This window comes from Tetzosporium hominis (assembly GCF_002265435.1).
Classification (GTDB): Bacteria; Bacillota; Bacilli; order Bacillales_A; family Planococcaceae; genus Chryseomicrobium; species Chryseomicrobium hominis.
Genome location: NZ_NOKQ01000220.1, coordinates 114,218 through 139,358, shown reverse-complemented (window position 1 = coordinate 139,358; position 25,141 = coordinate 114,218). Strand labels below are relative to the sequence as shown.

The following is a 25,141-nucleotide window of genomic DNA, read 5'->3' as shown; positions in this document are numbered from 1 at the left end:
AGTCACTAATGGCTGGAGACTCTTTTAGTTATTCTGGATAGCGTTCTTCGCTAGAAGACGAATCTTTAGTGTGACGATGATTTTCTTCATCTTTCACTTTTTGATTCAATTCCTCTACTGGAATAGCATCCACTGTTTTCATGTCATCGTGCATATCATAAATACTTTCCTGATCCGTTTCCATGACCTCAGGATTATCCATGATTCTGCCCTTGATGTCTTGCTTTTCTTGAGTTTGATCTTTTTTTGGTTCGTGTTTCATTGAGGATTCCCTCCTTATTTACGTACCATGTTCACTAGCATGTGTGCCAATGCGTGTTGCTGTTCTTTGTCTCCAGAACGCCATAATTCTTGAAGAAGGTTCTCTTCAGCATTACGTGGTTCTTCTTTTTTAGATAAATAACCAGCTACCACTTCAGCAGTTTTAGCAAGTTGTTCTTCACCTAGGCCCATTTTTTCGCCTAATGCCACTTTATCCCCTAAATACGATTTGAACTGTTCAAAATCTTGAAGGATACGCTCCTTTTTTTCTGGTGATACGTTTTCCATTTCGTTTTGTACTTTGTTTTGAATGTTGTCCATCATAAAGTTCCAGCTCCCTTCGTTTTTAATGTAGTAGTGTGTTTCTGGTTTACATCTTCAGTTTTTCCTATAACTCTCTCCTTTAAACCTATTTCCATAAATTTGATTCCTTCGTGTTAGTGGGTTTATGTCAAATCATATTGGGTATAGTTTACTAGCTTGGCAAAGCCACAATCATAAGAATTAAAGGAGGAGATTTTATTGATGAATGAGTTTTACATTCGTGACATGCTTTCATTTTTACCTGATTTACTTCTAGCGTTACTCGTACTACTAATTGGTTACTTTGTAGCAAAATTTGTTGAAAAGCTTGTTTACAAAGGGTTGCGTAAACTGAATCTCAATGAACGCCTAGGTAACACAAAATCAAAATGGTCAGTCGAGAAGATTATTAGTAAAGTAGTATTCTTTATCTTATTACTACTTGCATTTGTTCTATTCTTCAATATTTTGAACCTACATACATTCGCCGCTCCATTTGCGAACATGTATGATACATTAACTGGTGCATTCTTAAATATTCTAAAAGCTGGTTTAATCTTACTAGTCGCATGGGCACTGGCTACTTTAGTTAAAAAAGGTATCCAGATGCTTGGCAACAAAGTCGATTTCAATAAGCTTGGTGAAAAGACTGGGATGACTACAACTGGTGAACAAAAAACAAAGTGGACAGACACAGTCGCTAATGTAGCGTACTATCTGATTTTCTTATTGTTCTTACCAGCCATTCTTAATGCCTTAGGAATCGATGGATTGAGTGGTCCATTTGAGGATATGCTGTCTAGCTTCATCAACTTCATTCCTAAATTGGTTTCGGCAGCTATCGTATTCGCAATTGGCTATTTCATCGCGAAGCTTGTTCGTAATCTTGTTGAGAAATTCTTACACTCTGTAGGCATTGATCGCTTTACAGAGAAGATGAATTTAAAAAATGATTCAACAACTTCAAATACAAGTCTTTCTAAAATCGCAGGTTTGATTGCATTTGTATTAATCTTGATTCCAATTACAATCACTGCACTTGAAATCCTTGATTTAGACGGAATCTCTGGTCCAGCTATTGAAATGCTGAACGATATCATGTCTATGATTCCACAAATTATTGTGGCTATCATCTTAGTCATCGTAGGTGTTTATGTAGCTAAATTCGTGAAAGATTTCGTAGTAAATCTATTGAATGGTTTTGGCATTAACAATCTAGCAACGAAGATGGGACTAAACTCTAGCAATGCTAAGAACTTTGATTTAGCTTCTATCATCGGAACAATTGTTCAAGTATTAATCGTTTTACTGTTTGTTATGGAAGCTCTTCAATTAGTAAACCTAGAATTTATGGTCTCTCTAGGTAGTGCAGTATTTGCTTACCTTCCAATGGTCGTAGCAGCTCTAGTGATCTTGGCAGTCGGCTTCTGGTTAGCAAACCTTGCAGAAAAACTTGTAGGAAGCTTGATGAAAGATGCTTCAGGATCTCCACACTTCTTACGATTAGTAGCAAAATATGCGATTCTAGGATTTGCATTCTTCATGGCTCTTAGTCAATTAGGAATTGCACCTGGAATCATCCAGTCTGCGTTTATTTTAATCTTAGGCGGCGTTGCTCTTGCCTTCGGTTTAGCCTTCGGTCTTGGTGGTCGCGAACATGCTTCTCGTTATTTGGATCGTATGGAAAAATCAATTGATGAAGCAGAAGTTGACAAAGAAAACTACGAACAAAAAAAAGAAGAATTGAAAGAAAACGCTAAAGACGATATGAAATCTGCTCAAGAAGAAGAGCGTTTCATGCACGGGACTTCTGCTCATGCGGATGACACTTTAGCTCAAGATGTACCTCAAGATACCGGCTTTAATTTACCAGAAACGAATGATCTTCATCCGTATCACGATTCACCAGAAGATCACCGTCGTGATGAAAATCGCAACGAATAACAATTAAGAGTTTTAAAGACGGGCTGCTAGTCAGCTCGTCTTTTTTTTGCTAAGTGAGTTCTTGGACTCTTCGCGGCAAGCACTCTATAATGAGAGCTACAAGGAGCGATGTCTAGTGAAAAATGTAGCCTGGTACCGTATGTATCGTATAGTCTGGATGTCTATCAAATTTTTTCTACAAGTCTATTTCTTTCAAAGAAAGTATCGAGGACGTTTTACGCCTGTCGTCCAAGCGAAATGGGAGCGTCTCATTGTCAGACAAGCAACGGAATACAAAGAAACTGCCCTGTACTTAGGTGGATTGATGATTAAGGTCGGCCAGTTTTTATCCGCACGAGCCGATGTTCTTCCACAAGCATTTATTGAGGAACTAGAAGGTTTAACGGACCGTGTCCCTCCCGTAGAGCGTGACCTCGCTATGAAAGTCATCGAAGAGGAATGGGGCGGGCCCGTCTCCAAATATGTAACTAAGATTTCTGACGAGTCTATCGCTTCAGCATCTATTGGTGAAGTGTATAAAGCTACATTACTAGATGGTAGAGATGTCGCTATTAAAATCCAACGTCCCGGTATTGAACGCATCATTCGTTATGATTTTAAGGCTATGCGTGTTGTCATTTGGTTAGCAAAACGCTTCACGACCTTTACTAAACAGATTGACTTTGACTTGCTGTATCGAGAAATGGAAAGTACTCTTCTACCTGAACTCGACTTCCTTCAAGAGTTGCAGCACGGCCGGTCATTCCATCAACGCTTCAATGATTTAGAAGGAATTTGCTTCCCTATCTATTTTGAAGAATACTCCACACGTCGTGTGCTGGTGATGGAATGGATTGAAGGAACGCGGATTACTAATATTTCATTTATGGAACAACACGGAATCGATCCAACAGAGGTTACTGAAAGATTGTTTCTACTCTTTATGGAACAAGTCCTACGTAGCGGAGAGTTTCATGCAGATCCACATGCCGGTAACATGATGATTCAACCAGACGGCACGATTGTACTTTTAGATTTTGGCATGGTCGGCTCTATCACTCCCGCACAAACTCGTTCCATTATTAAGGCCATCCAAGGGATTTTGCTAGACAATGATGATCAGATTTTAGATGCGCTTGAAGAGTTGAACTTTTTATTACCAAATGCGGATCGCCCGCTTCTTGCTGATACCATTCGACGAATGATTCATGCTTATGAAACAAACGAACTTTCTAAGATGGATAGTTATGTAGTGGAGCGTCTTTTAACAGATATCCGCTACATTGTCAGAACCCAGCCTGTTCAGCTACCTGCTGAATTTGCCTTTTTCGGTCGAGCTCTGACAACTTTCGTCGGTGTTTTACACGCATTAGATCCTAATGTAGACCTACTAGAATTAGGAAAGCCTCGTATTCTAGCTTGGGCACGAGAACGAGCCACTGGACAGGACTCAACAGATTCACAAGAGCGATTCTTTTCTTGGCTTCAAAAAGGAGCGATTCCACTTCAAAAAGCTTACTCTTTATTAGATGAACCTGCGAGGCTTAGAAAATTAATTGAGGCGACAACTATAGAAAAAGTACGCGTACAGCATGTCTTCTTGGATCGAGCGGTACATGCCGTGATGGGAGCAATCTCTTTAATCGCTTTTTTTGCCGGCATCTTCTTCCAACATGTGTGGCTCGCAACCACTTCAGCTGTTTTTGGAATCGTCTTTTTGCGAAGTTTTTACAAGAAGAGATAAAAAAACTCGCTTTTCCACATTTAAAAGGTGGATGAAGCGAGTTTTGTTTTTTCTATTCTCTTACAAATCGATTGCCTGCTGCATGAAGTGCTACTACTAATAAAAGCACACAAGTCACAATGAATAAGATCGTCGGCACATACCAACTACCTGTTGTTTCATTCACAAACGCAAACAACACAGGTCCAGCTGCCGCAAGAAGATATCCGATGGACTGCGCCACTCCAGATAGTTCGGCAGCATCCATAGCTGTTTTTGTACGCAACGAGAACATCATCATCGTAAGTGCAAACGACGTTCCTCCAGCAAATCCAATCAAAATCATCCATAAAATCGTTAATGTACCGTTCGGATCAAGTAATAATCCAGTAAATCCGACAATGTACAGAACACTGAAGAACCAAACTAGTGGTCGCTGATTTGCCATTTTAGATGCCAAAATTGGAGCAATGAACGTCATCGGAAGCTGTGCGAACTGCATGAACGACAACATGTAACCGGCTGAGTCTGGATTCATGCCTTTTTCAATCAACATAGCCGGTAACCAAGCTGCTGTTGTATAGAAAATCAAAGATTGAAGCGCCATCATTAAAGTAACCGCCCAGGTTACAGAAGATTTTAGAATCGACGGATTCTCCACTACTTCTGCTGCTGCATCAACAGGCTCTGACTTGCGATGCTTCAACTGAGGCAACCATACAACCACTGCTACGATACCTAGTAACGCCCATACACCTAGAGCTCCTTGCCAGCCGAATGATGTATCTGCGGCAACTGGATAGGCAATACCTGCTCCAAGCGCTGCAGACAAGTTCATTACTACAGAAAACACTGCAGTTAATAGTCCAACGTGAAGCGGGAAACGGTCTTTAATGATCGATGGAAGCAAGACATTCCCAAATGCAATCGCAACACCGATAATTGCCGTACCAAAAATCAATAAAGTGACCGATCCACCCGAGCGCAAAGCAATACCTGCAATCAATAAGACGATTGACCATAAAAGAGTGGCTTCTGTGCCGATTTGCTTCGCCACTTTAGGAGCAAAAGGAGAAACAACTGCAAATGCCAAGAGCGGGATTGTTGTTAGAAGGCCCACCAATGTCGTAGACATCGACAATCCATTTTGAATAAATTCTGTTACTGGTCCCACTGCTGTTAATGGCGACCGAAGTGTCAGTGACAAAAAGATAATACCGAGAATAAACAACAAGAGACCCTGTTGCTTCGTTGATTTTGTCATAGCTATCCTACTTTCTATATACGCTAATACTAATAATTTTTTTCAAACCTTATTTAGTATACACTATTTCATCTCCAGATGTCAGACCTCTGATTTTTTCTATGTGATTCGCCCTATTTTCATGCACAAAGGTTTGTCTATTTCGTGACCTGGGTATTTTCTAATCAAGCACTTACATCACAGGAAATACAAACGAATTCAAACTACCCTTTAGGAGGAATTACAATGGAAAAATTAGCAGCAGGTCAAAAATGGTGGAAAGTCGGCGCGGCCGCATTCTTATCTCTTGGACTATTAGCAGGTTGTGGCGACGGCGTCGATCAAGACAATGTCGATGATGGAACAGAGCAAGAAGTTGAAGAAGATGTGAATGACGCTGGAGAAGAAGTTGAACAAGAAGTCGATGAAGCAGAAGATGATATGAATGATGAAGAGGATTCAGAGTAATCTTACCTTTTTTACTAAAGCCCACACGTTTCTGTTGTGGGTTTTTTTACTGGGTATTTCTATGCTCCTAGTTTCTCATAAAATTTGTGGAAATTTTCATCGCAATTATGAAGTTTAGCATCTAGAAAAGTTGAATTTCCGTTCTATACTATTCATAAAGATAATGAAAAAGGCAAACTTGCTCGAAAGACAAGGACGCAAAGCCATGAGCCTACCCATTGGAAACAATGTACGGTCGTCAGGTTGCCACCATCCCTCAGGATGACTGGTGCATTTAATCACTCGGAGGGATTCTTTATGAAAAAATTTACTACACTCTTCTTCCTTTTTATTTTTCTCCTTGGAGGCACACCTACTATGGCTCAAGCACAAACTCCAGATCGCGCAACTTGGTTATGGAATCCGTGGATGTTTTATGAGCAACCTCAAACGACTTTAGATTTTTTAGCTGCAAAAGATATCAATACCGTCTTTGTACAAATTGATCGCGACATTCCAAAAGCGAAGTACCATGCTTTTATTCAAGGGGCACACAAGTTGAATATGAAAGTCTTGGCTTTAGATGGGGCTCCAAATTGGATCAATAAGACGGGTGCTAAAGCTAAAAATAATTTCAAGAACTGGCTTAGCAACTACCAGACATATGCTCCAGCTACAGCTAAATTTGATGGAATTCATGTAGATATTGAGCCTTATGCGTTGGCAGAATGGGAAACCAAACGAGGCGCTACGGTACGCAGCTTCCAAGATGTCATTGTTGAATTGGCCAATTTTTCTAAATCAAAAAATCTTCGTTTTGAAGCAGACATCCCATTTTGGTTTGATGAGATTCTCTACAATAACGCAGCTTATGGGAAAGGAAATTTAGCAGAATGGTCCATCAAATCTACTGATGGGGTCGCCCTAATGTCCTATCGCGATACGGCTCAAGCGATTATCGAAATTTCTACTAAAGAAATGGCTTGGGGACAACAGTACGGAAAGAAAGTTCGAGTAGGGGTAGAGACGATGCAATCGGTAGACTATCCATTCATCAGCTTCCATGAAGAAGGAGAAGCGGCAATGGAGCGCGCACTTGTAGATGTACAAACTGCGTTTTGGGGGTACTCTTCATTTGCAGGGATTTCTGTTCACCATGTTGGTAGCTGGATGACTTTACAACCTTAACTAGCAAAGAGGCTGACTCATATCAGCCTCTTTTTTGTGATAGAACGTGCCACATGCAAGCCACTTGTGGTTACTCCTATCGTTCCGCCTCCGGGAAAAATGTGGTCTCCGCACAGATAGAGTCCCGGCAAGCCTGATCTGTGTGATGCAGCGCCGAACAATGCATGCCAAGGCGTCTGCGCGAACCCTCCTACGTACCCCTCAGTCCGTAGCGTATAGTTTTCCCAGCCTCTCGGTGCCCCATCTTCTAACACATCAATCGCGTCACGAAAGCCTGGATAATAAAGCTCTACTGCTTCTAAAATCCGATTTTTCATAAGCTCTCGGTAGCTGTCATACTGTTCTTTCGTCTTCCATTTCTGTAAATCGGTATGCGTTGAAATAGTGACTGTCTGATACCCTTCTGGAGCGCGCAAAACATCTTCTGGTTTGGATGCTGAAACAAAGAAATGCCATCCTTCATCCATCTCACCGTTCGCGCCATGGGAAATTTGCTGAAACGGTCGCAAAGGCTTTTGTAGCTTAGTACAGTCAATCGCGATGTATAACGAATAAGTTCCCCAAGTAGTTTTGTCAGGCATCGCTTGCAACGGTTTAGCTAACTGCTCCCATTGATGAGATTCTAAAAGGACCTCCAGTTGCCGAGGATCTCCATTGAATACGACGTAATCCGTCTCATAAGTTTTACCACGGTGATCTTCTACTACCCAGCCCCCTCCGTTTCGAGTCAGCTTCCTCACACGACGTGGTTTCTTGATGGTCCCTCCTGACTGCTTCACTGAAGCTGCCAACCACTCTCCAAACTTGTAGAGACCTCCTGGCACATAGTAGGCTCCTTCATGGTAAATATCTAGAGCTATACACGAGAACAAAGCAGATGCTTCCCGAGAAGTCGTTTGCATGCTATCAATCAAAATTCCATCGAGTACATGACGAAACGATTCGGCCTGATCCAGTCCGTGTTTCCTTAGAAGTGCCTCAAGTGGTTGAAGTAAGATAGGTACAAGACGCATATGTACAGGTCTCAGGGATTTGACAACCTGTGTTAGATCTTCCAGCCGCTTAGGAGGCATGACAGGTAGCGGATCCATTAAAGTTCGAATTGTAGTAGCGAGTTGAAACACTTCTTTATAAAATGTTCCGATAGATGAAGCATGATTCGGAAATGCCGTACATAATGTCTCTACGTGCTTCTCCCGGTCTGCGTAATATGGAATAGAGACTTCAGGATGATGGAGCTCCATAACCGGATCCAACCGGTCCGCTTCCGTCTCGATGCCTAACTTGCGAAACACTCGATTGTGGATACCTCCTGGTTCTAAAGCCATCCCTAGCGTCGCTCCAGCAGCAAAGACATATGGGTGGCGCTGGTACTTTCCTGCACACCCTGCAAGCTCTGTCATAGCTTCAAGAACTGTAACTTCGTATCCTTCTTTCGCCACTAGAGCGGCAGCTGTCAATCCGCCGATTCCGGAACCTACTACAACGACTCGCTTCATCACACTTCCCCCTTTTCTTCTTACAGTAAAAAACTCGTGCATAAAACGCAATTTCCTTGCCTGACACTTTCTATTTTTCTGATTAATCGGTATACTTACTATTGATTCGAAAACCGTAATAGTTAGGAGAGAAATCATGAGTTTACCAAATCGTAACGAGATCCCAACACAAGAAACTTGGGATTTAACACACCTATTTGCAACAGAAGAAGATTACAACGCTGCCATCGCCAAAGTGAAAGAAAGCGTGGATTCGTTTGAAAAGACGTACCAAGGAAACATTACAACTGCTGAGGATGTAGTGAAAGCTGTAGCAGCCTACGAAGACATCTACAAACAAATCATTCCTATCGGCACATATGCAAGCCTTGCACTTAGCGTCGATCAGACGAACGAAGAAGCACAGATGCGTGCAAGCAAATTTGGTTCTGTCTCGGCTCAACTAGGGAGCCAGATGGCTTTCTTAGAGAGTGACCTGCTAAACCTTTCAGAAGACGTGTTAACAGAAGCTAAAAATCAATCGGATGACTATAGCCATTATTTAGAGGAATTGCTTCGTGCAAAACCTTATCAGCTGCACCCTGAAGTAGAAAAGACACTAGCTGCTCTTTCTACTGTATTTGACGGCCCTTACGAGCTGTACAATACAACGAAAATGGTCGACATGAACTTCCCAGATTTCGAAGTGAATGGAACAAAACACGGTCTCAGCTATGTAGCGTTTGAAAACGAATTAGAGACGGAGAATGATGCAGAAGTTCGCCGTGCCGCATTCGATGCATTCTCTGAGAAATTGCGTCAATACCAACATACAACGGCTAAAACTTACGACATGCACATTCAGCGTGAAAAGACAGTGGCAGACCTTCGCGGTTATAAGAGTGTCTTTGACTACTTGTTGTTCAACCAAGAAGTAGACCGTTCCTTATACGACCGTCAAATCGATTTGATCATGAACGAACTAGCACCACATATGCGCAAGTACGCGAAGCTTCTCCAGCGTGTTCACGGTTTAGAGAAGATGACGTTTGCGGACCTTAAAATTTCTTTAGACCCAAGCTACGAGCCAGAAGTAACGATTGAAGAATCTCGTAAATATATGCAAGACGCACTAGGCATCATGGGCGAAGACTATATCGATATGGTCAATCGTTCCTTTGATGAGCGCTGGACAGACTTTGCAAACAACAAAGGAAAATCTACAGGCGCCTTCTGTTCAAGTCCTTACGGTCACCATCCGTATATCTTGATCTCTTGGTCTAGCAAGATGAATGAAGTATTTGTACTTGCTCACGAACTAGGGCATGCAGGTCACTTCTACAATGCTCACAAACACCAAAATATCTTTAACTCACGTCCATCGCTTTATTTCATCGAAGCTCCGTCTACTATGAATGAAATGTTGATGGCGAATCACTTATTGAGCACGTCAAATGATCCTCAATTCAAACGCTGGGTGATCTCATCGATTGTGGCGCGCACATATTATCACAACTTTGTCACACATTTATTAGAAGCAGATTACCAAAGAAAGGTTTATGAACTAGTTGATTCAGGGAACAATGTAAATGCAGGAACATTAAACAAACTAAAACGTGAAACTCTTGAGCAGTTCTGGGGCGATACTGTAGAAATTACAGAAGGCGCTGAACTGACTTGGATGCGTCAACCTCACTATTACATGGGCCTTTACCCATACACGTATAGTGCTGGTCTGACAATTTCAACTCAAGTATCTAAGCGTATTCTAGAAGAAGGTCAACCAGCTGTAGATGAATGGTTACAAGTTCTACAAGCAGGTGGCACGAAAAAACCTGCAGAGCTTGCGAAGATGGCAGGCGTGGATATCACGACTGAAAAGCCATTACGCGATACCATCTCTTACATTGGTGAACTGATTGATGAACTTGAAAAATTAACAAACGAGATAGAAGCTCAGAACTAATCCTCTGTCCGCTTCTGTCTTTCTGAAACGACCTAGATTCTAGGTCGTTTTCTAATAAAGTGAGGAGTGGACGGTATGGTTAGACAATGGAAACGCGTTTGGGAAGCAAGAAAATGGATGAAACAAAATGAAGGGTTTTTACCGACATGGCATGCTTATCTTGGATACCGTTTGAACTTCTTTGATGAACTGCAACAGAACGGGACGGTTGGCGCCCATGTGAAAGACCGTGAGCTTTTGGAGAACTGGGTACAAACCGGTCTAATTCTCGGACACCTTAAGAAAAAGGGCGATAAAGTCTATCCAAGCTCCCAAATGAAACAGTATTTTTCAAAATCTAGTGACGTTGCCATCGGTGACTTGCTTGTTGAACTTATGGAACTACATATTCCGTCGCTGATGGACTATGCACCTGTCCTAAAAGGCGAGACGCCTCGCAGAACATTTGATGGAGATGAACACGGAACGGCTGTCGCCACTACTTCTTCTTTCATCGAACAGATCAGCTACCGTGCCGTAAAAAAAGTCGTTTCAGAAATCGGTTGTGAGACCATCCTTGATATTGGTTGCGGGAATGCGGGCTACATCCGCCGACTAGCAGAAGAGTTTCCTCATAAAGAGTTCGTGGGAATCGACCTCAATAAGGCAGTCGTTGAAGATGCAAAACGGAATACGAAAGACTTGAGCAACGTTCGTATTGAGCAGCAGGACTTAAGAGAATGGGACAATGAAGGCAAGACCTTCAAATGTATTATGATGCACAACCTTCTTCATTACTTCTCACCTGTAGAGCGCATGGAACTAATGAAAAACATTGAAGGTCTGCTCGACAAAGACGGGGGCATCTCATTGATTACTCCTCTTTACTTGTCTGAGCACGGTCAAGAGTTTTCAGCAGCCTTCAATAACTTCCTATCTGTCCACGAGAACCTTCACCGTCTCCCGACTGCGGAAGACGTAGAAGTATTAGCGGCTGCAATTGGTCGTAAGGTGACGAGCCTGAAGCCAATCGTCAAAGAGGGCGGCTGGTATTCTATAGTCATTAAGTGAAAAAACGAGCCATCCATAACGGATTGGCTCGTTTTTTTATAGTAGTGTAATTTCTAATTGATCCAATATAGATTTCGGGAAGACGGCCCGGACCGTCATGAGTGGGTCTACAATCTGGCAAATTTCCACATGACCGACAGCACTCATCAACATTAACGCGTCTTCAAACGATAAATTCGTATACGCAACAAGGCGCTTCACTAGAAGGTCTGTCGCGAGCTTAGATGCCTCATCTAACGTCTCTGCTGAAGCAATCTGTGTAAAGTTTCTCGCATTCTCAAGGATAGGATGTTCCACTTTCAAGCCTTTGACCACTTCCAGCTTCACGGTCACTGTCCCTGCTACTTCCACACCAGAAACTGAAACTTCACCGTCTCCCATCGCTGCATGAAGATCTCCTAGCGCGAATAACGCCCCTGACACGTTGACTGGGAAATACAGGGTTGCGCCTTCTGTCACCATTCGGTTATCCATATTGCCACCGTGCGCACCTGGAGTTCCGCAGTTAATCTCTCCTTCTTTTGGAGCGACACCGATAACGCCAATCATTTTTCTAACTGGTAAACTCAGCTGATTAAATAACACACGACCGTAGCGAACATGCATCACTTTCACTTTCATCTCTTCCACTTGGTCTCCCAATGTTCCCAGTCCAGGCCCCACCATCATGACACCCTTAACATCAGTCTCAATAGCCAAGATGGTGACTTTAAGTGCATCGCCAGGCTCTGCACCTTCTACATAAATGGGACCAGTGGCTGGATTGATCTGATCCCAATCGAGCTCACTAAGTGGTTGTTTCTCTGATTTAATTTGATCCGTAAAGCAATCATATGTCTGAATAACTAGACTTTCACCAGACTTCGCACGATAGATCGGCTCGTGATTTGGTGAAAATGAATAAATTTTCCCTTCAGTCTTTTCTATGACTTTCATAACAATCCATCGCCTCCAGCACTAATTTTCAAGCTCATCATACGTCAAAGGAATTTTTTGTCCTCGTATCAAAGAGTTCAATTTCCCTTGCGCTTGAGTGACAAAACGAGTCTCATTGACTTCAGTCGAGTCTCCATCTTTAAATCGGAATGTGTACCACGAAGGGTCTTCCGCTTCCGGAGGACGAACGTGGTAAATGACTTCTTCTACATCGTTCCACTCGTACTGTCGTGTTTCCGTCTCAAAAGGATAGCGGTATACAATGCTCTCCTCTGTGATTTGAAAATACCCTAAAGCAGCACCATAAAAACAAACGCCCGCTACTCCAAGCAATACTAAAGAAACACCAACCGTCCATTTCTTCACATTTAAAATCCATAATAATAAAGGTGCAGCCACCAGTGCTCCAACTGCGATTCCATAGATCCAATAGCTTTTCGGGTAGACATATGTAAATAAACCGTCTCGAACATAATAAGCGGTCTCTGTAACAATAACGGGAGCCAATAACCAAATAATAGGTGAAAATAACAGCAAGCAGATAGCAATTGCCATAAAGACATGTCGTGGACCATAATTTCTCATGAAAATCTCTCCTGTTGTCGTTTACTCGGCTGCATAGATGGGTATAAAAAGTACTATTTCCAACTTTGTTTTGAAAGGAGACTGCATATGATTGAGCTACAAGATGTCACGAAAATTTTTCCGGACGGCACGAAAGCTTTAGATTCCATCAACGTGACGATTCCGGAAGGCAGTTTAACGGTTGTCATCGGACCCAGCGGCTGCGGGAAGACGACACTAATGAAGTGCATCAATCAATTGGAAAAACCAACATCTGGTACCATTTCTATACATAACAAACCTATTTCTAGTATACCCGAGGTTGAGCTCAGGCGCGATATCGGATATGTAATCCAGCGCATCGGCTTGTTCCCACACATGACAATTGAAAAAAATGCTAGTCTCGTTCCTCAGCTTAAAAAGTGGCCAAAAGAAAAGACACATGCCCGTGTCAGAGAACTTATGTCCTTAGTTGGCCTGAACCCCGATACGTATCTAAAGCGTTACCCTCTTGAACTGTCTGGCGGCCAGCAACAGCGGATCGGATTTGTTCGAGCTCTTGCAGCCGATCCCTCTATTCTATTGATGGATGAACCATTCAGCGCACTGGACCCAATCAGTCGTGAACAACTCCAAGATGAATTGATTTCCTTGCAACAGAAAATCAAAAAAACAATCGTGTTCGTTACGCACGATATGGATGAAGCACTGAAAGTTGCAGATTGCATCATCTTGATGCGCAATGGGAAAATTGAACAGATGGGCACGCCTGATGAAATCATTCAAAAACCCGCCAACGAATTCGTGACGCAGTTCATTGGTGCCGAAAGACTTCAAAAAAATCGTTCTTGGCTGGACCAACCTTTGCATACCCTACCACTCGATTACAAAAAAGAGCTTGACCCTGCAATTCGTTCTTTCCGGATCAGCAATACGGCAACTGTTCGAGAAGCGATTCAACAATTTGAGAAACATCAAGTGAGTCATTTGATGGTCGCAAACGGAAATGAATTGGTCGGTTTCATCGATCACTTTACACTGTTACAAAGCGCAACAAATCAGGAGGTGGGCGCATGAGTGCATGGATGGAGTTTTGGGATACCGTACAGTCTCGAAGTGACTTGATTTGGGAGTCATTTGTTCAACACATGTACCTGTCTTTTGTAGCGTTATTTATAGGCTTACTGATTGCATTACCTCTAGGTATTCTTGTGGCTCGTTACCAACGATTTGCGGAACCTGTCATCGGGGTAACTGCAGTCTTTCAAACGATACCGAGTCTGGCTCTATTTGGATTCCTCGTCCCTCTTATCGGGATTGGTTCTACAACGGCTTTAATCGCTTTAACGATCTATGCCCTACTACCGATAGTACGCAATACATACACCGGAATCACGGGAATCGATTCTTCCATTATTGAAGCCGGGACCGGTATGGGAATGACCAAAGGAGATATTCTGTGGCGCATACAAATGCCACTCGCTCTGCCATTCATCATGGCAGGTATTCGTACGGCTACTGTATTAACGGTTGGTATTGCTACGTTAGGAACATTCGTAGGAGCAGGTGGTCTTGGAGACGTGATTTACCGAGGTCTTCAATCTTACAACAACTCATTGGTACTGGCAGGAGCTCTTCCTGTTGCATTTATAGCATTATTCTTTGATTTCACACTCAAGTGGGTCGAAAAGCGAAGTACCCCAAAAGGGATGAACCGATAACAAGGAGGAAATGACAATGAAGACATGGAAAAAGGGAATGTTTGTGACGATGAGTGCCTCTGCACTAATTCTCGCAGCGTGTGGAAATGATTCAACTGGAGGCGAAGGTGGCGACAACGAAATCGTCATCGGAGGAAAGCCTTGGACAGAGCAATTTATTCTGCCACAGATCATCGGGCAATATTTAGAAGCCAATTCGGATTACGACATCAAGTACCAAGAAGGACTTGGCGAAGTGGCGATTTTAACTCCAGCAATTGAAAAGGGCGATATTGACATCTATGTCGAGTACACTGGTACCGGACTGAAAGACGTGTTGAAACTTGAGTCTGAAGTGGGAGAAAGTTCAGAAGACGTCTTCAATCGAGTAAAAGAAGGTTATGAAGAGGAATTCGAAGTGACTTGGTTAGAACCACTTGGTTTTGAGAACACCTATACACTTGCTTATACAGAAGACAGCGGAATCTCTGCAGAAACGTATAGCGACTTAGCAGAACTATCAAAATCACAAGATATGATTTTCGGTGCTCCTCACTCGTTCTACGAGCGTCAAGGTGATGGCTATGATGATTTAAGCGAAACGTATGGTTTTGAATTCTCGTCTACAGAGAGCTTAGATCCTAACATCATGTACGAAGCACTGAAAAATGGCGATGTAGACGTGATTCCGGCCTTCACAACAGATGGTCGTATTGAACGCTTCAACTTGCAGATGACAGAAGACGACAAAGGCTTCTTCCCGAAATACGACGCAGCCCCAATCGTTCGTATGGAAACACTTGAGCAGTTCCCGGATTTAGAAGAACTAATCAACGGTTTAGCAGGAATGATTTCTGAAGAAGAAATGATTGCGATGAATGCTCGTGTGGACATCGACGGAGACAAAGCTGAAGATGTAGCGCGTGACTTCTTGATTGAAAAAGGATTAATCGAAGAGTAGAAAAAAACTCGATTCCAGCGATGGAATCGAGTTTTTTGTATTTTAGAGCGGCGTTCTACACATCTAAGCGTAATCGAGTTGCAGGCGTTAGAAATACATTCAAAAACCATTCACCCCAACCGAGGCAAAGAGCGCCTCAATTGGTGCGCCTGGTTTCCGAAGCATTTCTGAGCGAACGCCTTCCACATCTAGGTGAAATCGAGTTGCACAGGCTAGAAGCACACTCAAAAATCGAACGCACCCTATGAGGCACAAAACGCCTCACAGGGCACGCCCGATTCCCGAGGAGCTTCTGGGCAAGCCTGTTCCACATCTAAGAGTTAAAAGAACATCCCCGCAATAGCTGCACTTAGTAGCGAAGCTAGTGTACCTGCTGCTACTGCACGAATACCTAAACGTGCGATGTCCGGACGACGGTTTGGTGCAAGTGCTCCAAGACCACCAAGTAAGATTGCCATCGAGCTCAAGTTTGCAAATCCACAAAGTGCAAAGCTGACAACAATTACTGTTTTAGGAGACAAGTTTGCAATTTCTGGTGCGAATGAAGAGTACGCTACAAACTCATTTAATACAAGCTTTTGCCCAATGAATGATCCTGCTTGAACTGCTTCTACCCATGGGACACCAATCGCAAAAGCAAGAGGTGAGAAGATGTATCCAAGAATCAATTCAAGAGAGAGGTTCGGTGCCCCTACAAGGCCTCCGAAGAATCCTAGAATACCGTTGATCAAAGCAATCAAGGCAATAAATGCAATCAACATCGCACCCACGTTCAACGCGAGACGAAGACCGTCACTTGCACCGTTTGCTGCTGCATCAATCACGTTGACCGAATTTGTATCTTTTTCCATCTCAAAGTTCGTATCATCCACTTCTTCTGTTTCGGGCATCATCATTTTTGCCATAATCAGACCCGCTGGTGCTGCCATGAAACTTGCAGCCAACAAATACTCAAGTGGTACACCGAGTAGCGCATATCCGACTAGAACAGAACCTGCTACAGAAGCAAGTCCTCCTGTCATGACCGCAAACAATTCTGACTGCGTCATTTTAGAGATGAAGGGACGAACCACCAGAGGCGCTTCCGTTTGTCCTACGAAGATGTTCGCTGCAGCTGAAACAGATTCCGCTTTACTTGTACCTAGTAACTTAGATAGCCCACCACCAATAAATTTAATGATGATTTGCATGATGCCAAGGTAGTAAAGAACAGAGATTAGAGAAGAGAAGAAAATAATGATCACAAGTACTTGGAATGCGAAGACAAACCCGACTCCATTTTCCGCATCTCCAAGAGGACCGAAGACAAAGGCAATCCCTTCATTTGCATAGCTGATCATACTTTGAACCAAATTGGTTAATCCTAATAGAGCTTCACGCCCCACTTCCCATTTTAAAACGATAAAAGCAAAAAGAACTTGAATAGCTAAACCACCCAGAATGGTTCGTGGTTTAATAGATTTCTTTGCCGAAGACAGTAAAAATGCAATTCCAAGGACGACAACGATACCTGCAAGACCCCAGAGAATATTCAACATGTGCACCTTCTTTTCGTTTAGTGTGCAAGATCGCGAAAACGCTTTCTTACATGATTCACCCCTTGAAGATGTCTGACGACAGACAACTATCGGCATCTTATCAAATTTTTCATCAAAAGTAAATGAAAAACGCTCTCAATAACCGAATTCTATCTATTGTCTTATTTTCACATGTTCCCTATCTTTTTGCCATTAATAAGTACACGAAGTATGGCGCTCCAATGAGGGCAACGATTACACCTGCCGGAACATTTCCACTATCCAGTACTGTTCGACCGATCGTATCGGCAATTAGTAAAAAGAGTCCTCCAATCAATAGGCTGATTGGTAAGAACAACTGATGACGTGGACCTACAAGTTGTCGTGCAATATGAGGCGCCATCAGACCTACAAATGAGATACCGCCAGTCACAGAAACGGCTGAAGCCGCTAAAGCAACTGCTATGACACTCAATGTCATCCGCTCACGCTCAATTGGTAATCCAAGACCGATTGCCACTTGTTCGCCCAGTCCTAGTATGTTCAATCGGTATGCTTTCATGAGAGCAATCGGTACCAATAATACTATCCAAGGTAATAGAGCTAAAATAAATGGCCAGTCCGTCCCCCAGATGTCCCCTGCCAACCACCGAGCAATGAAGTCGACCTTCTCACGATCAGCTGACGAGATCAACAACACCATCAGGCCCGAGAGAGCCATCGAAAATCCTACACCGACAAGTACGAGGCGAACGGGTTGTACACCTAAAATGCGATCATATGAGAAAAAGTAGATCGCAGCGGCCGTCAAAAATGCTCCTAAGAACGCAATCACAGGTAAAGCGTAAACAAACGCACCAGCTTCAAGTGGCATGTACAAGAAGTAAATAGCAACTGCTACTCCTGCTCCTGAGTTGATCCCAATTATCCCTGGGTCCGCTAAATCGTTACGCGTAATTCCTTGTAACAAAGCTCCAGACAATGCTAAAGCCATCCCTGCTAGCAAAGTGACTAAAATACGAGGTAGACGAATATCGAAGAATACAAACTGCTCTTTGAAAGTTCCGTCTCTCAATAGAACAGCTCCGATTCGGTTATAAGAAACTGCTGCATCCCCAAGACCGAGACTCACAAAAATAGTAGTCAAAATCGCTAGTGAAAATCCTGCAAGCAACCATTTCTGACGCTTGCGTGCTTTACTATCCATCATCTAAAAGCACCTCCGCTTCTTCGAACTAAGAACAAGAAGAATGGAAGTCCTAGTATTGCTACAACAGAGGCTACGGGTGTCTCATAAGGAGCATTGATTGTACGCGCTACCGTGTCGGCGAACAGCATAAACATGGCACCCACTATTAAAGACATCGGCAGTACGAAACGGTAATCGGTCCCCACAAGAGGACGCACTAAATGTGGAACCATCAATCCAAAGAATGCCAAGTTTCCGACTAAAGCCACAGAGGCACCTGTCAGCATGACAACCAATACGAACATGATGATCTTCACTTGTAGCGTCTTCTGACCGAGTCCTACGGCTACTTCTTCACTAAGACTTAAAATCGTTAAATGACGCGCGTACAGGATAGCCACTATCCCTCCAACGACAACAAACGGAACCATGATTCCGACCTGAGTCCAAGTCGTTCCAATCATTCCTCCTGCTGTCCACATAGACACCTGTTGCGACAACTTGAAATAAATGCCGACACCTTCAGCTATCGCGTATAAAAAAGCTGAAATCGCTGCACCTGCAAGCACGATTCGAATGGTAGAGAATCCTTCTGGGTGAAACGAACTCAATCCAAAGACGAGAGCAGCACCTACAGCAGCTCCGATAAAGCAAGCCACCATCACGCCAATGTACGGAAGCGATGGAAATGCAGCCAGACCAATAGCTAGCGCTGCATTGGCTCCGGCGGTCAATCCGAGAAGACCAGGATCTGCGAGAGGATTTCTGGTCATCCCTTGAATGATAGCGCCAGAAACACCAAGAGCCGCGCCAACAAGGGCAGCGGCTACTTCACGTGGTATTCGAATTTCTTGTAAGATGACGGAGGCACTAGTTGCTTCCCCGATGCCAAACGCCGCCAATACGTCTTGGATTGAAGTGTTCGCTGCCCCTACCACGACTGCCAGCAAAAACGCTCCCATAAGGGCCACTAAGCTGATTATCAATTTATATCGAAACGGGTAGTTTTGTAGCTTCCACTTCCACATATTACTCTCCTAAAAATCCGTCTTTAAATGTATCTAATTGGAAATCTAATGTAATTGGGTCATTGAAGTAGAAAGCTGCTGCATCTACTGTTAGCAATTTCCCGTCTTTTACAGCTGGAATGTTTTTAAATGTTTCTGTTTCTGCGAATGAATTGTCTGCATCCCCGTGACGGCTCCAAACGATGAAGTCTGCTGCATATTCAGGCAGTACTTCTGAAGACAAGGCATAGTACCCATCTTTCAAAGCCATTTCTTTTACTTTGTCTGTCATGCCTATACCCATTGCTTGATACAAGATTTCTGTTCCACGTCCCCAGTTGTCGCCAAAGACATACAATTGTTTGTCAAAGCTTTCAATTACAGAAACGGTTACATCTTCTCCGTGCTCCGCTTTGATATCTTGTCCAATTTGTTCGGCACGTGCATTGAAGTCATCGACCCAAGCTTGCGCTTCTTCTTCTTTGTTTAAAAGCTTACCAATTTCAATGTGTTGCGTTAAGTAGTCCACTTTCCCATACGTATATGTGACAACAGGAGCGATTTCACTTAACTTGTCTACGTTCTTCATGTCCGACAGACCAATAATCAAGTCTGGATCTAATTCAATGATTTTCTCAAGATCTTCGTCTGTTACGACTTCCACATCAGCAAGCTCTTCTTGGAAGTTCGGGTTGTCTTTCGCCCAAGCGTCAACTCCGACTAGTGGAACGTCTAAGGATAGTACATTTCCTGCAAATGTAGCTAGCACGACTACACGCTCAGGATTAGCAGGCACTTCAATTGGACCGTTTTCCGATTCGTATGTAATCGTTCCTGATTCTTCTGTATCTGCTTCTTCTCCAGAACCTTCCGCTGCTTCGTTATCTGAACCACAAGCCGCTAAAAATAGAACTGTAGCTAGTACAAGTAAAAATGCATAAATCTTTTTCATGTTAGTTGTCTCCTCTGATCAAGTTGTAGGTGATGCAAATTGGTTTTTGAGTACGAGGATCGGTCCCTATCTCCGCATCGATGTTGAACAGTTCTCGGAGGACCGGCTTCTGAATGACTTCTTCTGCTGTTCCTGCCGTTTTGATTTGACCAAACTTCATGCCGATGATGTAATCTGCAAACCGGGCGGCATGATTCAAATCATGAAGCACCATGACAATGGTGCGTTTTTCTTCTTCATTGAGTTTTTGCAAGAGCTCCAAAATCTCGAGCTGGTGCGCCATATCGAGGTATGTCGTCGGCTCATCGAGAAAAATCATATCGGTCTCTTGAGCAAGTGCCATAGCAATCCAGACGCGTTGGCGTTGCCCACCTGATAAGGAGTCCACCGGATGGGATTCAAAGAACTTGGTTCCCGTTACTTCCAGTGCCCAATCGATGATTTCGAAGTCACGCTTTGATAGTTTGCCGAATCGAGACTGGTGAGGGAACCTGCCGTAAGAGACTAATTCTTTCACTGTCAATGCGCCGGCACTGTCTGGTGTCTGAGGCAACACAGCAATTTTGCGTGCGAGTGACTTCGTGTCTTCCTTCGCAATCAATTCACCATCTAAAACGACACTTCCTTGCTGATGAGGAATAATGCGTGTCATCGCTTTTAGTAGCGTAGACTTCCCACATCCGTTCGAGCCAATGATAACAGTCACTTTCTCATCCGGAATCTCCACCGATAATTTGTCTACGATGGTACGGTCTCCATATTTAATTTGAAGATCTTGTGCATGCAGTCGGACCACGATTCACACTCCTGATGATAAAGATTCTCAATTTCATTTACAAACTTACTTTAATACGCTACAATCGACATGTCAACTAATAAATGATAACTTTTCTCATTTGAATGGAGCGAATGCTATGAGAGATGTATTTGATATAACAATCATTGGAGCAGGACCTGCAGGCCTTTATTCTGCGTTCTATAGCGGTTTGCGGGGAATGAAAACGAAATTACTAGATGCCCAAGATGTACTAGGAGGCAAACTGAATGTGTATATGGAGAAGATGGTATGGGATGTTGGAGGACAACCGCCTCTTCCAGCTGCCAAGCTGATTGAGCAATTGATCACGCAAGCAAAGACGTTTGATCCAACGATCTGTCTTGGCACTAAAGTGACCCGACTTGAGCGACTGGAAGATAATTCGTTTGCGATTCATACGGATAGTGGTGAGATTCATTACTCAAAAACGGTGATTCTTGCTTTAGGAAGTGGAATTTTGAAGCCGCAGAAGCTAGCTATTGAAGGAGCGGACCGCTTTGAAGTATCCAATCTGCATTATGTGGTGAAATCCTTAAGACAATTCAAAGACCGCCATGTGGTAATTTCAGGTGGAGGAAATGCCGCCATCGACTGGGCCAACGAACTGGCACCATTAGCCGCATCGGTTACGGTGGTCTACCGTAAAGAAGCGTTCACTGGTGCACATGAAGCTCAAATCGAACAGTTGATGACAAGTGGTGCAAGTTGTTTGTTTAATACGACGATTTGTAAGCTGCTTGCAGATGAGAATGGTGAAGCCATTGATCGCGTGGAAGTTAAAGATGAAGTAACAGGGACTGTGTCCGAACTGAACGTCGATGAAGTCATCATCAATCACGGCTACGAGATTGATGCAGAACTCCTGCAGAATAGCTCGTTTGACTTTGAACTGGATGAGTATTCACGTGTGATTGGTTCGGATTCAAGCGAAACATCGGTGCCGGGAATTTATGCAGCAGGCGACATCCTTATCCACAGCAGCAAAGTGAATCTAATTGCAGGCTGCTTCCATGATGCCGCCAACGCCGTGAACCGTGCAAAGCTTTACATCGAACCGACTGCTGAAAAAGTGGCTATGGTCTCTTCACATAATGACGTCTTTAAAGAACGCAACAAAGAACTCCAGCATTCGCTCTAATCAAACGGCGACGCGTCTTTTTCTGCGAATACGCCAAATGAAAAAGACCACAACGATCACGAGAATCAGAGCTAGTATCGGAACAAATATAGAAAGAACCGATACGGTGACTGCCGTCACATCTTCTGCAACTGATAGCGCAGGATTTGCGATTCCAGCGGTCGTCGCCGTACTTGCAACACGTGCAGTCCCACTGGCCGCATTCGTCAGGGTGGCCGCTCCGCCCCCTGCGATAATGGCGATTGCCCAAGTTAGAAGAGGACTTCCATCCGTTAAAAATGAAGCTGTAAGTAGTACTCCTGCAATCGCGGCGGCAGGCGCTGCCAGCACAGATAAGAAGTTATCTATGACTGGAAGGTAGTACGCCCCTACCTCGACTAGTGTAGCGACTCCAAATGCAATGAGCGCAGGCACTGTGCCCATCCAGTCAAAGGTCGATGACAGCTCGACCCAATCGAGATACGACGCGAGACTTGCTATGAAGAGTGGTGTGAAAACACGAAATCCCGCCGCTGCACTAAGTCCTATTCCAATCAATCCAGCCATGAACCATTCCATAATCCTACCTCCTCATCCATACTCTTTTTGAAATTGTTTTTTTCGCTTAATATAATCTTTATCCGCCCGGAGCTGATCCCAGTATTCTTTAAAAATAGCTGCAGATTCTGCTTTCTCGTCATTGATTTGACGCTCTTTGATAGAACCGTCTTCGTTGTATTTACGCCCGCCTTTATAGTTTGCGTAGCGGCGCGCACGAGTGTATCCCATCTGTATGAATTTCCTCGCCATATCCATCCCAACAAAGTCATCCTTTTCCCGGTACTCTTCAAATAGCTCCATGATCTTTTCAGCCGATTCTTTTGCGATATCTGGTGTCTTAAAACGCCAGTATGGCAAGATTTCGGATTTATAAGGTTCTACTAGTAATACGCCTTGCTCCCCTCTACCGACGCGGTAAAGCTCAGGCTGCTTTCGAAAGTCGATTTTCTCAAAATCCAAGTCGTAATCAAAGGGCATTTATCTCACTCCTCACAAAGCATCTTTCTTGTTATCTACCCTAAATGTATCCACAAAAAAACCACAACCTGCTACCAGGTTGTGGCTCCAAACAATTAGCTCCCCATCTTGCGACGAGTCGTATTCACTTTCTTACCAGACTGCTGAGACTGAAGCTTCTTACCGCCCGCATCTCCAGCATGACTCGCTTGACCTTGCTGTTGTTTGTTTTTCTTTGCTTCAAGCTGTGCAGCGACAGCTTCTTTTAGTGACATTTTCTTTGGTTGTTCTGACATTGTGTCATCCCCTTCCGTTCCTGTAGTCTGAACGTATCACGGGCGACGGTCTCTGTCAAAGTTATTCCGCAAGATCTAAAGAAATATATTTGATTTCTAAGAACTCATCCATCCCGTGGTGGCCACCTTCTCGGCCGATCCCACTTTGTTTGAAACCTCCGAATGGCGCTTGTGGTGATGATGGAAGACCATCGTTCAAACCGACAATCCCGTACTCCAAGTTCTCAGCGATATAGATCCCCGTGTTAATCGAAGATGTATAAACATAAGCAGCTAAACCGAAGTCTGTGTCGTTCGCACGTTCAATGGCTTCATCCACAGTTTTAAATGTTGTGATAGGTAAAAGCGGACCGAATGTCTCTTCGTTCATACACAACATGTCATCCGTCGCTCCAGATAAGACAGTTGGCTCGTAGAAGAGACCTTCTTTCTTCTCGCCACCTGTAAGTACTTTCGCACCTTTATCCTTTGCATCTTGGACGTGTTTTTCTACTTTTTCTACAGCGTCTTCATTGATCAGTGGCCCGATGTTTACATCTTTCTCAAGACCGTTCCCGACCTTCAGCTGTTTCGACTTTTCAGCAAGAGCTTCCGCAAACTTGTCCGCAATCTTCTCATGAACATAGACACGGTTGATACAGACGCACGTTTGACCGGCATTTCGGTATTTAGCGCTCATCACGTGTTCTACAGCTTTATCGAAGTTGGCGTCATCCATTACGATTGACGGTGCATGCCCACCAAGCTCTAGAGAGATCTTCTTCACTGTGTCCGCGGACCCTTTCATCAGTTCTTTCCCGACTTCTGTAGAGCCCGTGAACGTCAATTTGCGGACGCGCATATCTTGCATCCACTCTTGCCCAATCGCTTTCGAGTCCCCTGTTACAATGTTGACGACTCCGTCTGGAATACCTGCTTCTTTAGCAAGTTGGACCATGCGAATTGCTGTGAGTGGTGTTAAGTTCGCAGGCTTGATGACTACTGTACAACCACTAGCGATAGCTGGACCTACTTTGCGAGTAATCATTGCTGCTGGGAAGTTCCAAGGAGTGATGACTGCTACTACACCAACTGGTTGTTTGTGTACAAAGATTCGTTTGTTTGCTGTCGTTGCAGGAATCGTCTCTCCGTAAACACGCTTTCCTTCCTCTGCGTACCACTTAAAGAAGCCGTTTGCGTACTTGACTTCACCTTTTGCTTCTTCAAACGGTTTTCCTTGTTCTCGAGTCATCAATTCAGCAATTTCGTCTGTATGCTCATCCATTAATTTAGCCCAAGTAGCAAGCTTTTCTGTGCGCTCATATGCAGATAGTTTAGACCAAGTTTTAAACGCTTCAAAAGCGGCATCCGTTGCCAGACGAGCTTCTTTTTGGCCGCCTTTAGGAACCGTCCCTACAACTTCACCTGTTGCAGGATTCGTTACCTCTGTTTGCTCCAAATCTTTTCCTGTTTCTTGTCCGTTTATGATCAATGAATAGTTCATGTT

25 protein-coding genes and 1 riboswitch are annotated in these 25,141 nt (G+C 43.7%); of the genes, 10 read left to right on the top strand and 15 right to left on the bottom strand.

The features are described 5' to 3' along the window. Positions 1 to 28 precede the first annotated feature (28 nt). Both CF394_RS10345 and CF394_RS10340 read right to left on the bottom strand, forming a co-directional pair. Positions 29 to 262 carry a YczO family protein gene (locus CF394_RS10345; protein WP_094943474.1) on the bottom strand — a complete coding sequence of 78 codons (234 nt, stop codon included), beginning with the start codon at positions 260 to 262 and terminating at the stop codon, positions 29 to 31. A 14-nt stretch (positions 263 to 276) separates the two neighbouring features. Continuing rightward, on the bottom strand, positions 277 to 582 hold the full coding sequence (locus CF394_RS10340) for a DUF3243 domain-containing protein (RefSeq protein ID WP_094943727.1): 306 nt from the start codon (positions 580 to 582) through the stop codon (positions 277 to 279). 204 nt (positions 583 to 786) lie between these two features. Between CF394_RS10340 and CF394_RS10335 the strand changes: the two genes are divergently transcribed. Then, positions 787 to 2,508, top strand: a complete 1,722-nt coding sequence (locus CF394_RS10335) for a mechanosensitive ion channel (RefSeq protein ID WP_094943472.1) — start codon at positions 787 to 789, stop codon at positions 2,506 to 2,508. Between the two features lie 115 nt (positions 2,509 to 2,623). Continuing rightward, positions 2,624 to 4,231, top strand: coding sequence for an ABC1 kinase family protein (locus CF394_RS10330; protein ID WP_094943471.1), 1,608 nt, complete (start codon positions 2,624 to 2,626; stop codon positions 4,229 to 4,231). 52 nt (positions 4,232 to 4,283) lie between these two features. On the opposite strand, the gene CF394_RS10325 is transcribed toward CF394_RS10330, so the two are convergent. Then, positions 4,284 to 5,474, bottom strand: coding sequence for a CynX/NimT family MFS transporter (locus tag CF394_RS10325; protein WP_094943469.1), 1,191 nt, complete (start codon positions 5,472 to 5,474; stop codon positions 4,284 to 4,286). Positions 5,475 to 5,699: 225 nt separating this feature from the next. Here CF394_RS10325 and CF394_RS10320 point away from each other — a divergent pair, with 225 nt between their 5' ends. Continuing rightward, positions 5,700 to 5,921, top strand: coding sequence for a hypothetical protein (locus CF394_RS10320; protein WP_094943468.1), 222 nt, complete (start codon positions 5,700 to 5,702; stop codon positions 5,919 to 5,921). 161 nt (positions 5,922 to 6,082) lie between these two features. Beyond that, positions 6,083 to 6,172: riboswitch (cyclic di-GMP riboswitch) on the top strand. Between the two features lie 106 nt (positions 6,173 to 6,278). After that, positions 6,279 to 7,088 (top strand): amidase, encoded by an 810-nt coding sequence (locus tag CF394_RS10315; RefSeq protein ID WP_133079824.1) that lies wholly within the window; start codon positions 6,279 to 6,281, stop codon positions 7,086 to 7,088. Positions 7,089 to 7,105: 17 nt separating this feature from the next. On the opposite strand, the gene CF394_RS10310 is transcribed toward CF394_RS10315, so the two are convergent. Next, on the bottom strand, positions 7,106 to 8,587 hold the full coding sequence (locus CF394_RS10310) for a phytoene desaturase family protein (protein WP_243370807.1): 1,482 nt from the start codon (positions 8,585 to 8,587) through the stop codon (positions 7,106 to 7,108). Between the two features lie 136 nt (positions 8,588 to 8,723). On the opposite strand from CF394_RS10310, the gene pepF reads away from it, so the two are divergent. Both pepF and CF394_RS10300 read left to right on the top strand, forming a co-directional pair. Then, a complete protein-coding gene (gene pepF, locus CF394_RS10305) occupies positions 8,724 to 10,532 on the top strand; it encodes an oligoendopeptidase F (protein WP_207761707.1) in 1,809 nt (602 codons plus the stop codon). Positions 10,533 to 10,607: 75 nt separating this feature from the next. Further along, entirely contained in the window at positions 10,608 to 11,582 is a 975-nt protein-coding gene (locus tag CF394_RS10300; RefSeq protein WP_094943461.1) for a class I SAM-dependent methyltransferase, read from the top strand. Positions 11,583 to 11,618: 36 nt separating this feature from the next. Here the strand turns inward: CF394_RS10300 and CF394_RS10295 are convergent, their stop codons facing one another. Together CF394_RS10295 and CF394_RS10290 are read right to left on the bottom strand one after the other, a co-directional pair. Beyond that, positions 11,619 to 12,518, bottom strand: a complete 900-nt coding sequence (locus CF394_RS10295) for an acetamidase/formamidase family protein (RefSeq protein WP_094943460.1) — start codon at positions 12,516 to 12,518, stop codon at positions 11,619 to 11,621. A 21-nt stretch (positions 12,519 to 12,539) separates the two neighbouring features. Beyond that, positions 12,540 to 13,103 carry a hypothetical protein gene (locus tag CF394_RS10290; RefSeq protein ID WP_094943458.1) on the bottom strand — a complete coding sequence of 188 codons (564 nt, stop codon included), beginning with the start codon at positions 13,101 to 13,103 and terminating at the stop codon, positions 12,540 to 12,542. 87 nt (positions 13,104 to 13,190) lie between these two features. On the opposite strand from CF394_RS10290, the gene CF394_RS10285 reads away from it, so the two are divergent. The 3 genes from CF394_RS10285 to CF394_RS10275 are packed head-to-tail and all read left to right on the top strand — an operon-like array spanning position 13,191 to position 15,743. Beyond that, positions 13,191 to 14,159, top strand: coding sequence for an ABC transporter ATP-binding protein (locus CF394_RS10285; protein WP_094943456.1), 969 nt, complete (start codon positions 13,191 to 13,193; stop codon positions 14,157 to 14,159). A gap of 8 nt (positions 14,160 to 14,167) precedes the next feature. Beyond that, positions 14,168 to 14,803, top strand: coding sequence for an ABC transporter permease (locus tag CF394_RS10280; RefSeq protein ID WP_094943726.1), 636 nt, complete (start codon positions 14,168 to 14,170; stop codon positions 14,801 to 14,803). A 16-nt stretch (positions 14,804 to 14,819) separates the two neighbouring features. Beyond that, positions 14,820 to 15,743: a glycine betaine ABC transporter substrate-binding protein gene (locus tag CF394_RS10275; RefSeq protein ID WP_243370802.1), complete on the top strand. Its 924-nt coding sequence runs from the start codon at positions 14,820 to 14,822 to the stop codon at positions 15,741 to 15,743. Between the two features lie 320 nt (positions 15,744 to 16,063). On the opposite strand, the gene CF394_RS10270 is transcribed toward CF394_RS10275, so the two are convergent. The 5 genes from CF394_RS10270 to CF394_RS10250 form a co-directional block, all read right to left on the bottom strand. Further along, a complete protein-coding gene (locus CF394_RS10270; protein WP_094943723.1) occupies positions 16,064 to 17,278 on the bottom strand; it encodes a NupC/NupG family nucleoside CNT transporter in 1,215 nt (404 codons plus the stop codon). Between the two features lie 181 nt (positions 17,279 to 17,459). Beyond that, a complete protein-coding gene (locus CF394_RS10265; RefSeq protein WP_094943455.1) occupies positions 17,460 to 18,470 on the bottom strand; it encodes a FecCD family ABC transporter permease in 1,011 nt (336 codons plus the stop codon). Continuing rightward, the gene (locus tag CF394_RS10260) at positions 18,467 to 19,477 is read right to left on the bottom strand and encodes a FecCD family ABC transporter permease (RefSeq protein WP_094943453.1); all 1,011 of its coding nucleotides are present in this window, start codon (positions 19,475 to 19,477) and stop codon (positions 18,467 to 18,469) included. The genes CF394_RS10265 and CF394_RS10260 overlap by 4 nt, the downstream gene beginning before the upstream one ends. A gap of 1 nt (position 19,478) precedes the next feature. Then, complete coding sequence (locus CF394_RS10255; RefSeq protein WP_094943452.1) at positions 19,479 to 20,408, bottom strand: iron-hydroxamate ABC transporter substrate-binding protein; 930 nt, start codon at positions 20,406 to 20,408, stop codon at positions 19,479 to 19,481. Position 20,409: 1 nt separating this feature from the next. Continuing rightward, entirely contained in the window at positions 20,410 to 21,204 is a 795-nt protein-coding gene (locus CF394_RS10250) for an ABC transporter ATP-binding protein (RefSeq protein ID WP_094943450.1), read from the bottom strand. A 118-nt stretch (positions 21,205 to 21,322) separates the two neighbouring features. Between CF394_RS10250 and CF394_RS10245 the strand changes: the two genes are divergently transcribed. After that, complete coding sequence (locus tag CF394_RS10245) at positions 21,323 to 22,363, top strand: NAD(P)/FAD-dependent oxidoreductase (protein WP_094943449.1); 1,041 nt, start codon at positions 21,323 to 21,325, stop codon at positions 22,361 to 22,363. On the opposite strand, the gene CF394_RS10240 is transcribed toward CF394_RS10245, so the two are convergent. From CF394_RS10240 to CF394_RS10225, 4 genes are all read right to left on the bottom strand, one after another. Further along, a complete protein-coding gene (locus CF394_RS10240) occupies positions 22,364 to 22,921 on the bottom strand; it encodes a DUF4126 domain-containing protein (RefSeq protein ID WP_094943447.1) in 558 nt (185 codons plus the stop codon). 12 nt (positions 22,922 to 22,933) lie between these two features. Then, positions 22,934 to 23,380, bottom strand: a complete 447-nt coding sequence (locus CF394_RS10235; RefSeq protein ID WP_094943446.1) for a DUF4385 domain-containing protein — start codon at positions 23,378 to 23,380, stop codon at positions 22,934 to 22,936. A 95-nt stretch (positions 23,381 to 23,475) separates the two neighbouring features. Then, positions 23,476 to 23,655 carry a hypothetical protein gene (locus tag CF394_RS10230; protein WP_094943444.1) on the bottom strand — a complete coding sequence of 60 codons (180 nt, stop codon included), beginning with the start codon at positions 23,653 to 23,655 and terminating at the stop codon, positions 23,476 to 23,478. 61 nt (positions 23,656 to 23,716) lie between these two features. Beyond that, positions 23,717 to 25,138: an NAD-dependent succinate-semialdehyde dehydrogenase gene (locus CF394_RS10225; RefSeq protein WP_094943443.1), complete on the bottom strand. Its 1,422-nt coding sequence runs from the start codon at positions 25,136 to 25,138 to the stop codon at positions 23,717 to 23,719. Positions 25,139 to 25,141 lie beyond the last annotated feature (3 nt).

Bases quoted from the DNA above. Each gene is read 5' to 3' on its own strand.
- CF394_RS10285 (WP_094943456.1), top strand. From the start codon at position 13,191: ATGATTGAGCTACAAGATGTCACGAAAATTTTTCCGGACGGCACGAAA.
- CF394_RS10290 (WP_094943458.1), bottom strand. From the start codon at position 13,103: ATGAGAAATTATGGTCCACGACATGTCTTTATGGCAATTGCTATCTGC.
- CF394_RS10265 (WP_094943455.1), bottom strand. From the start codon at position 18,470: ATGATGGATAGTAAAGCACGCAAGCGTCAGAAATGGTTGCTTGCAGGA.
- CF394_RS10310 (WP_243370807.1), bottom strand. From the start codon at position 8,587: ATGAAGCGAGTCGTTGTAGTAGGTTCCGGAATCGGCGGATTGACAGCT.
- pepF (WP_207761707.1), top strand. From the start codon at position 8,724: ATGAGTTTACCAAATCGTAACGAGATCCCAACACAAGAAACTTGGGAT.
- CF394_RS10320 (WP_094943468.1), top strand. From the start codon at position 5,700: ATGGAAAAATTAGCAGCAGGTCAAAAATGGTGGAAAGTCGGCGCGGCC.
- CF394_RS10255 (WP_094943452.1), bottom strand. From the start codon at position 20,408: ATGAAAAAGATTTATGCATTTTTACTTGTACTAGCTACAGTTCTATTT.
- CF394_RS10335 (WP_094943472.1), top strand. From the start codon at position 787: ATGAATGAGTTTTACATTCGTGACATGCTTTCATTTTTACCTGATTTA.
- CF394_RS10275 (WP_243370802.1), top strand. From the start codon at position 14,820: ATGAAGACATGGAAAAAGGGAATGTTTGTGACGATGAGTGCCTCTGCA.
- CF394_RS10240 (WP_094943447.1), bottom strand. From the start codon at position 22,921: ATGGAATGGTTCATGGCTGGATTGATTGGAATAGGACTTAGTGCAGCG.
- CF394_RS10340 (WP_094943727.1), bottom strand. From the start codon at position 582: ATGGACAACATTCAAAACAAAGTACAAAACGAAATGGAAAACGTATCA.
- CF394_RS10300 (WP_094943461.1), top strand. From the start codon at position 10,608: ATGGTTAGACAATGGAAACGCGTTTGGGAAGCAAGAAAATGGATGAAA.
- CF394_RS10260 (WP_094943453.1), bottom strand. From the start codon at position 19,477: ATGTGGAAGTGGAAGCTACAAAACTACCCGTTTCGATATAAATTGATA.
- CF394_RS10345 (WP_094943474.1), bottom strand. From the start codon at position 262: ATGAAACACGAACCAAAAAAAGATCAAACTCAAGAAAAGCAAGACATC.
- CF394_RS10235 (WP_094943446.1), bottom strand. From the start codon at position 23,380: ATGCCCTTTGATTACGACTTGGATTTTGAGAAAATCGACTTTCGAAAG.
- CF394_RS10295 (WP_094943460.1), bottom strand. From the start codon at position 12,518: ATGAAAGTCATAGAAAAGACTGAAGGGAAAATTTATTCATTTTCACCA.
- CF394_RS10230 (WP_094943444.1), bottom strand. From the start codon at position 23,655: ATGTCAGAACAACCAAAGAAAATGTCACTAAAAGAAGCTGTCGCTGCA.
- CF394_RS10280 (WP_094943726.1), top strand. From the start codon at position 14,168: ATGGAGTTTTGGGATACCGTACAGTCTCGAAGTGACTTGATTTGGGAG.
- CF394_RS10245 (WP_094943449.1), top strand. From the start codon at position 21,323: ATGAGAGATGTATTTGATATAACAATCATTGGAGCAGGACCTGCAGGC.
- CF394_RS10325 (WP_094943469.1), bottom strand. From the start codon at position 5,474: ATGACAAAATCAACGAAGCAACAGGGTCTCTTGTTGTTTATTCTCGGT.
- CF394_RS10315 (WP_133079824.1), top strand. From the start codon at position 6,279: ATGGCTCAAGCACAAACTCCAGATCGCGCAACTTGGTTATGGAATCCG.
- CF394_RS10225 (WP_094943443.1), bottom strand. From the start codon at position 25,138: ATGAACTATTCATTGATCATAAACGGACAAGAAACAGGAAAAGATTTG.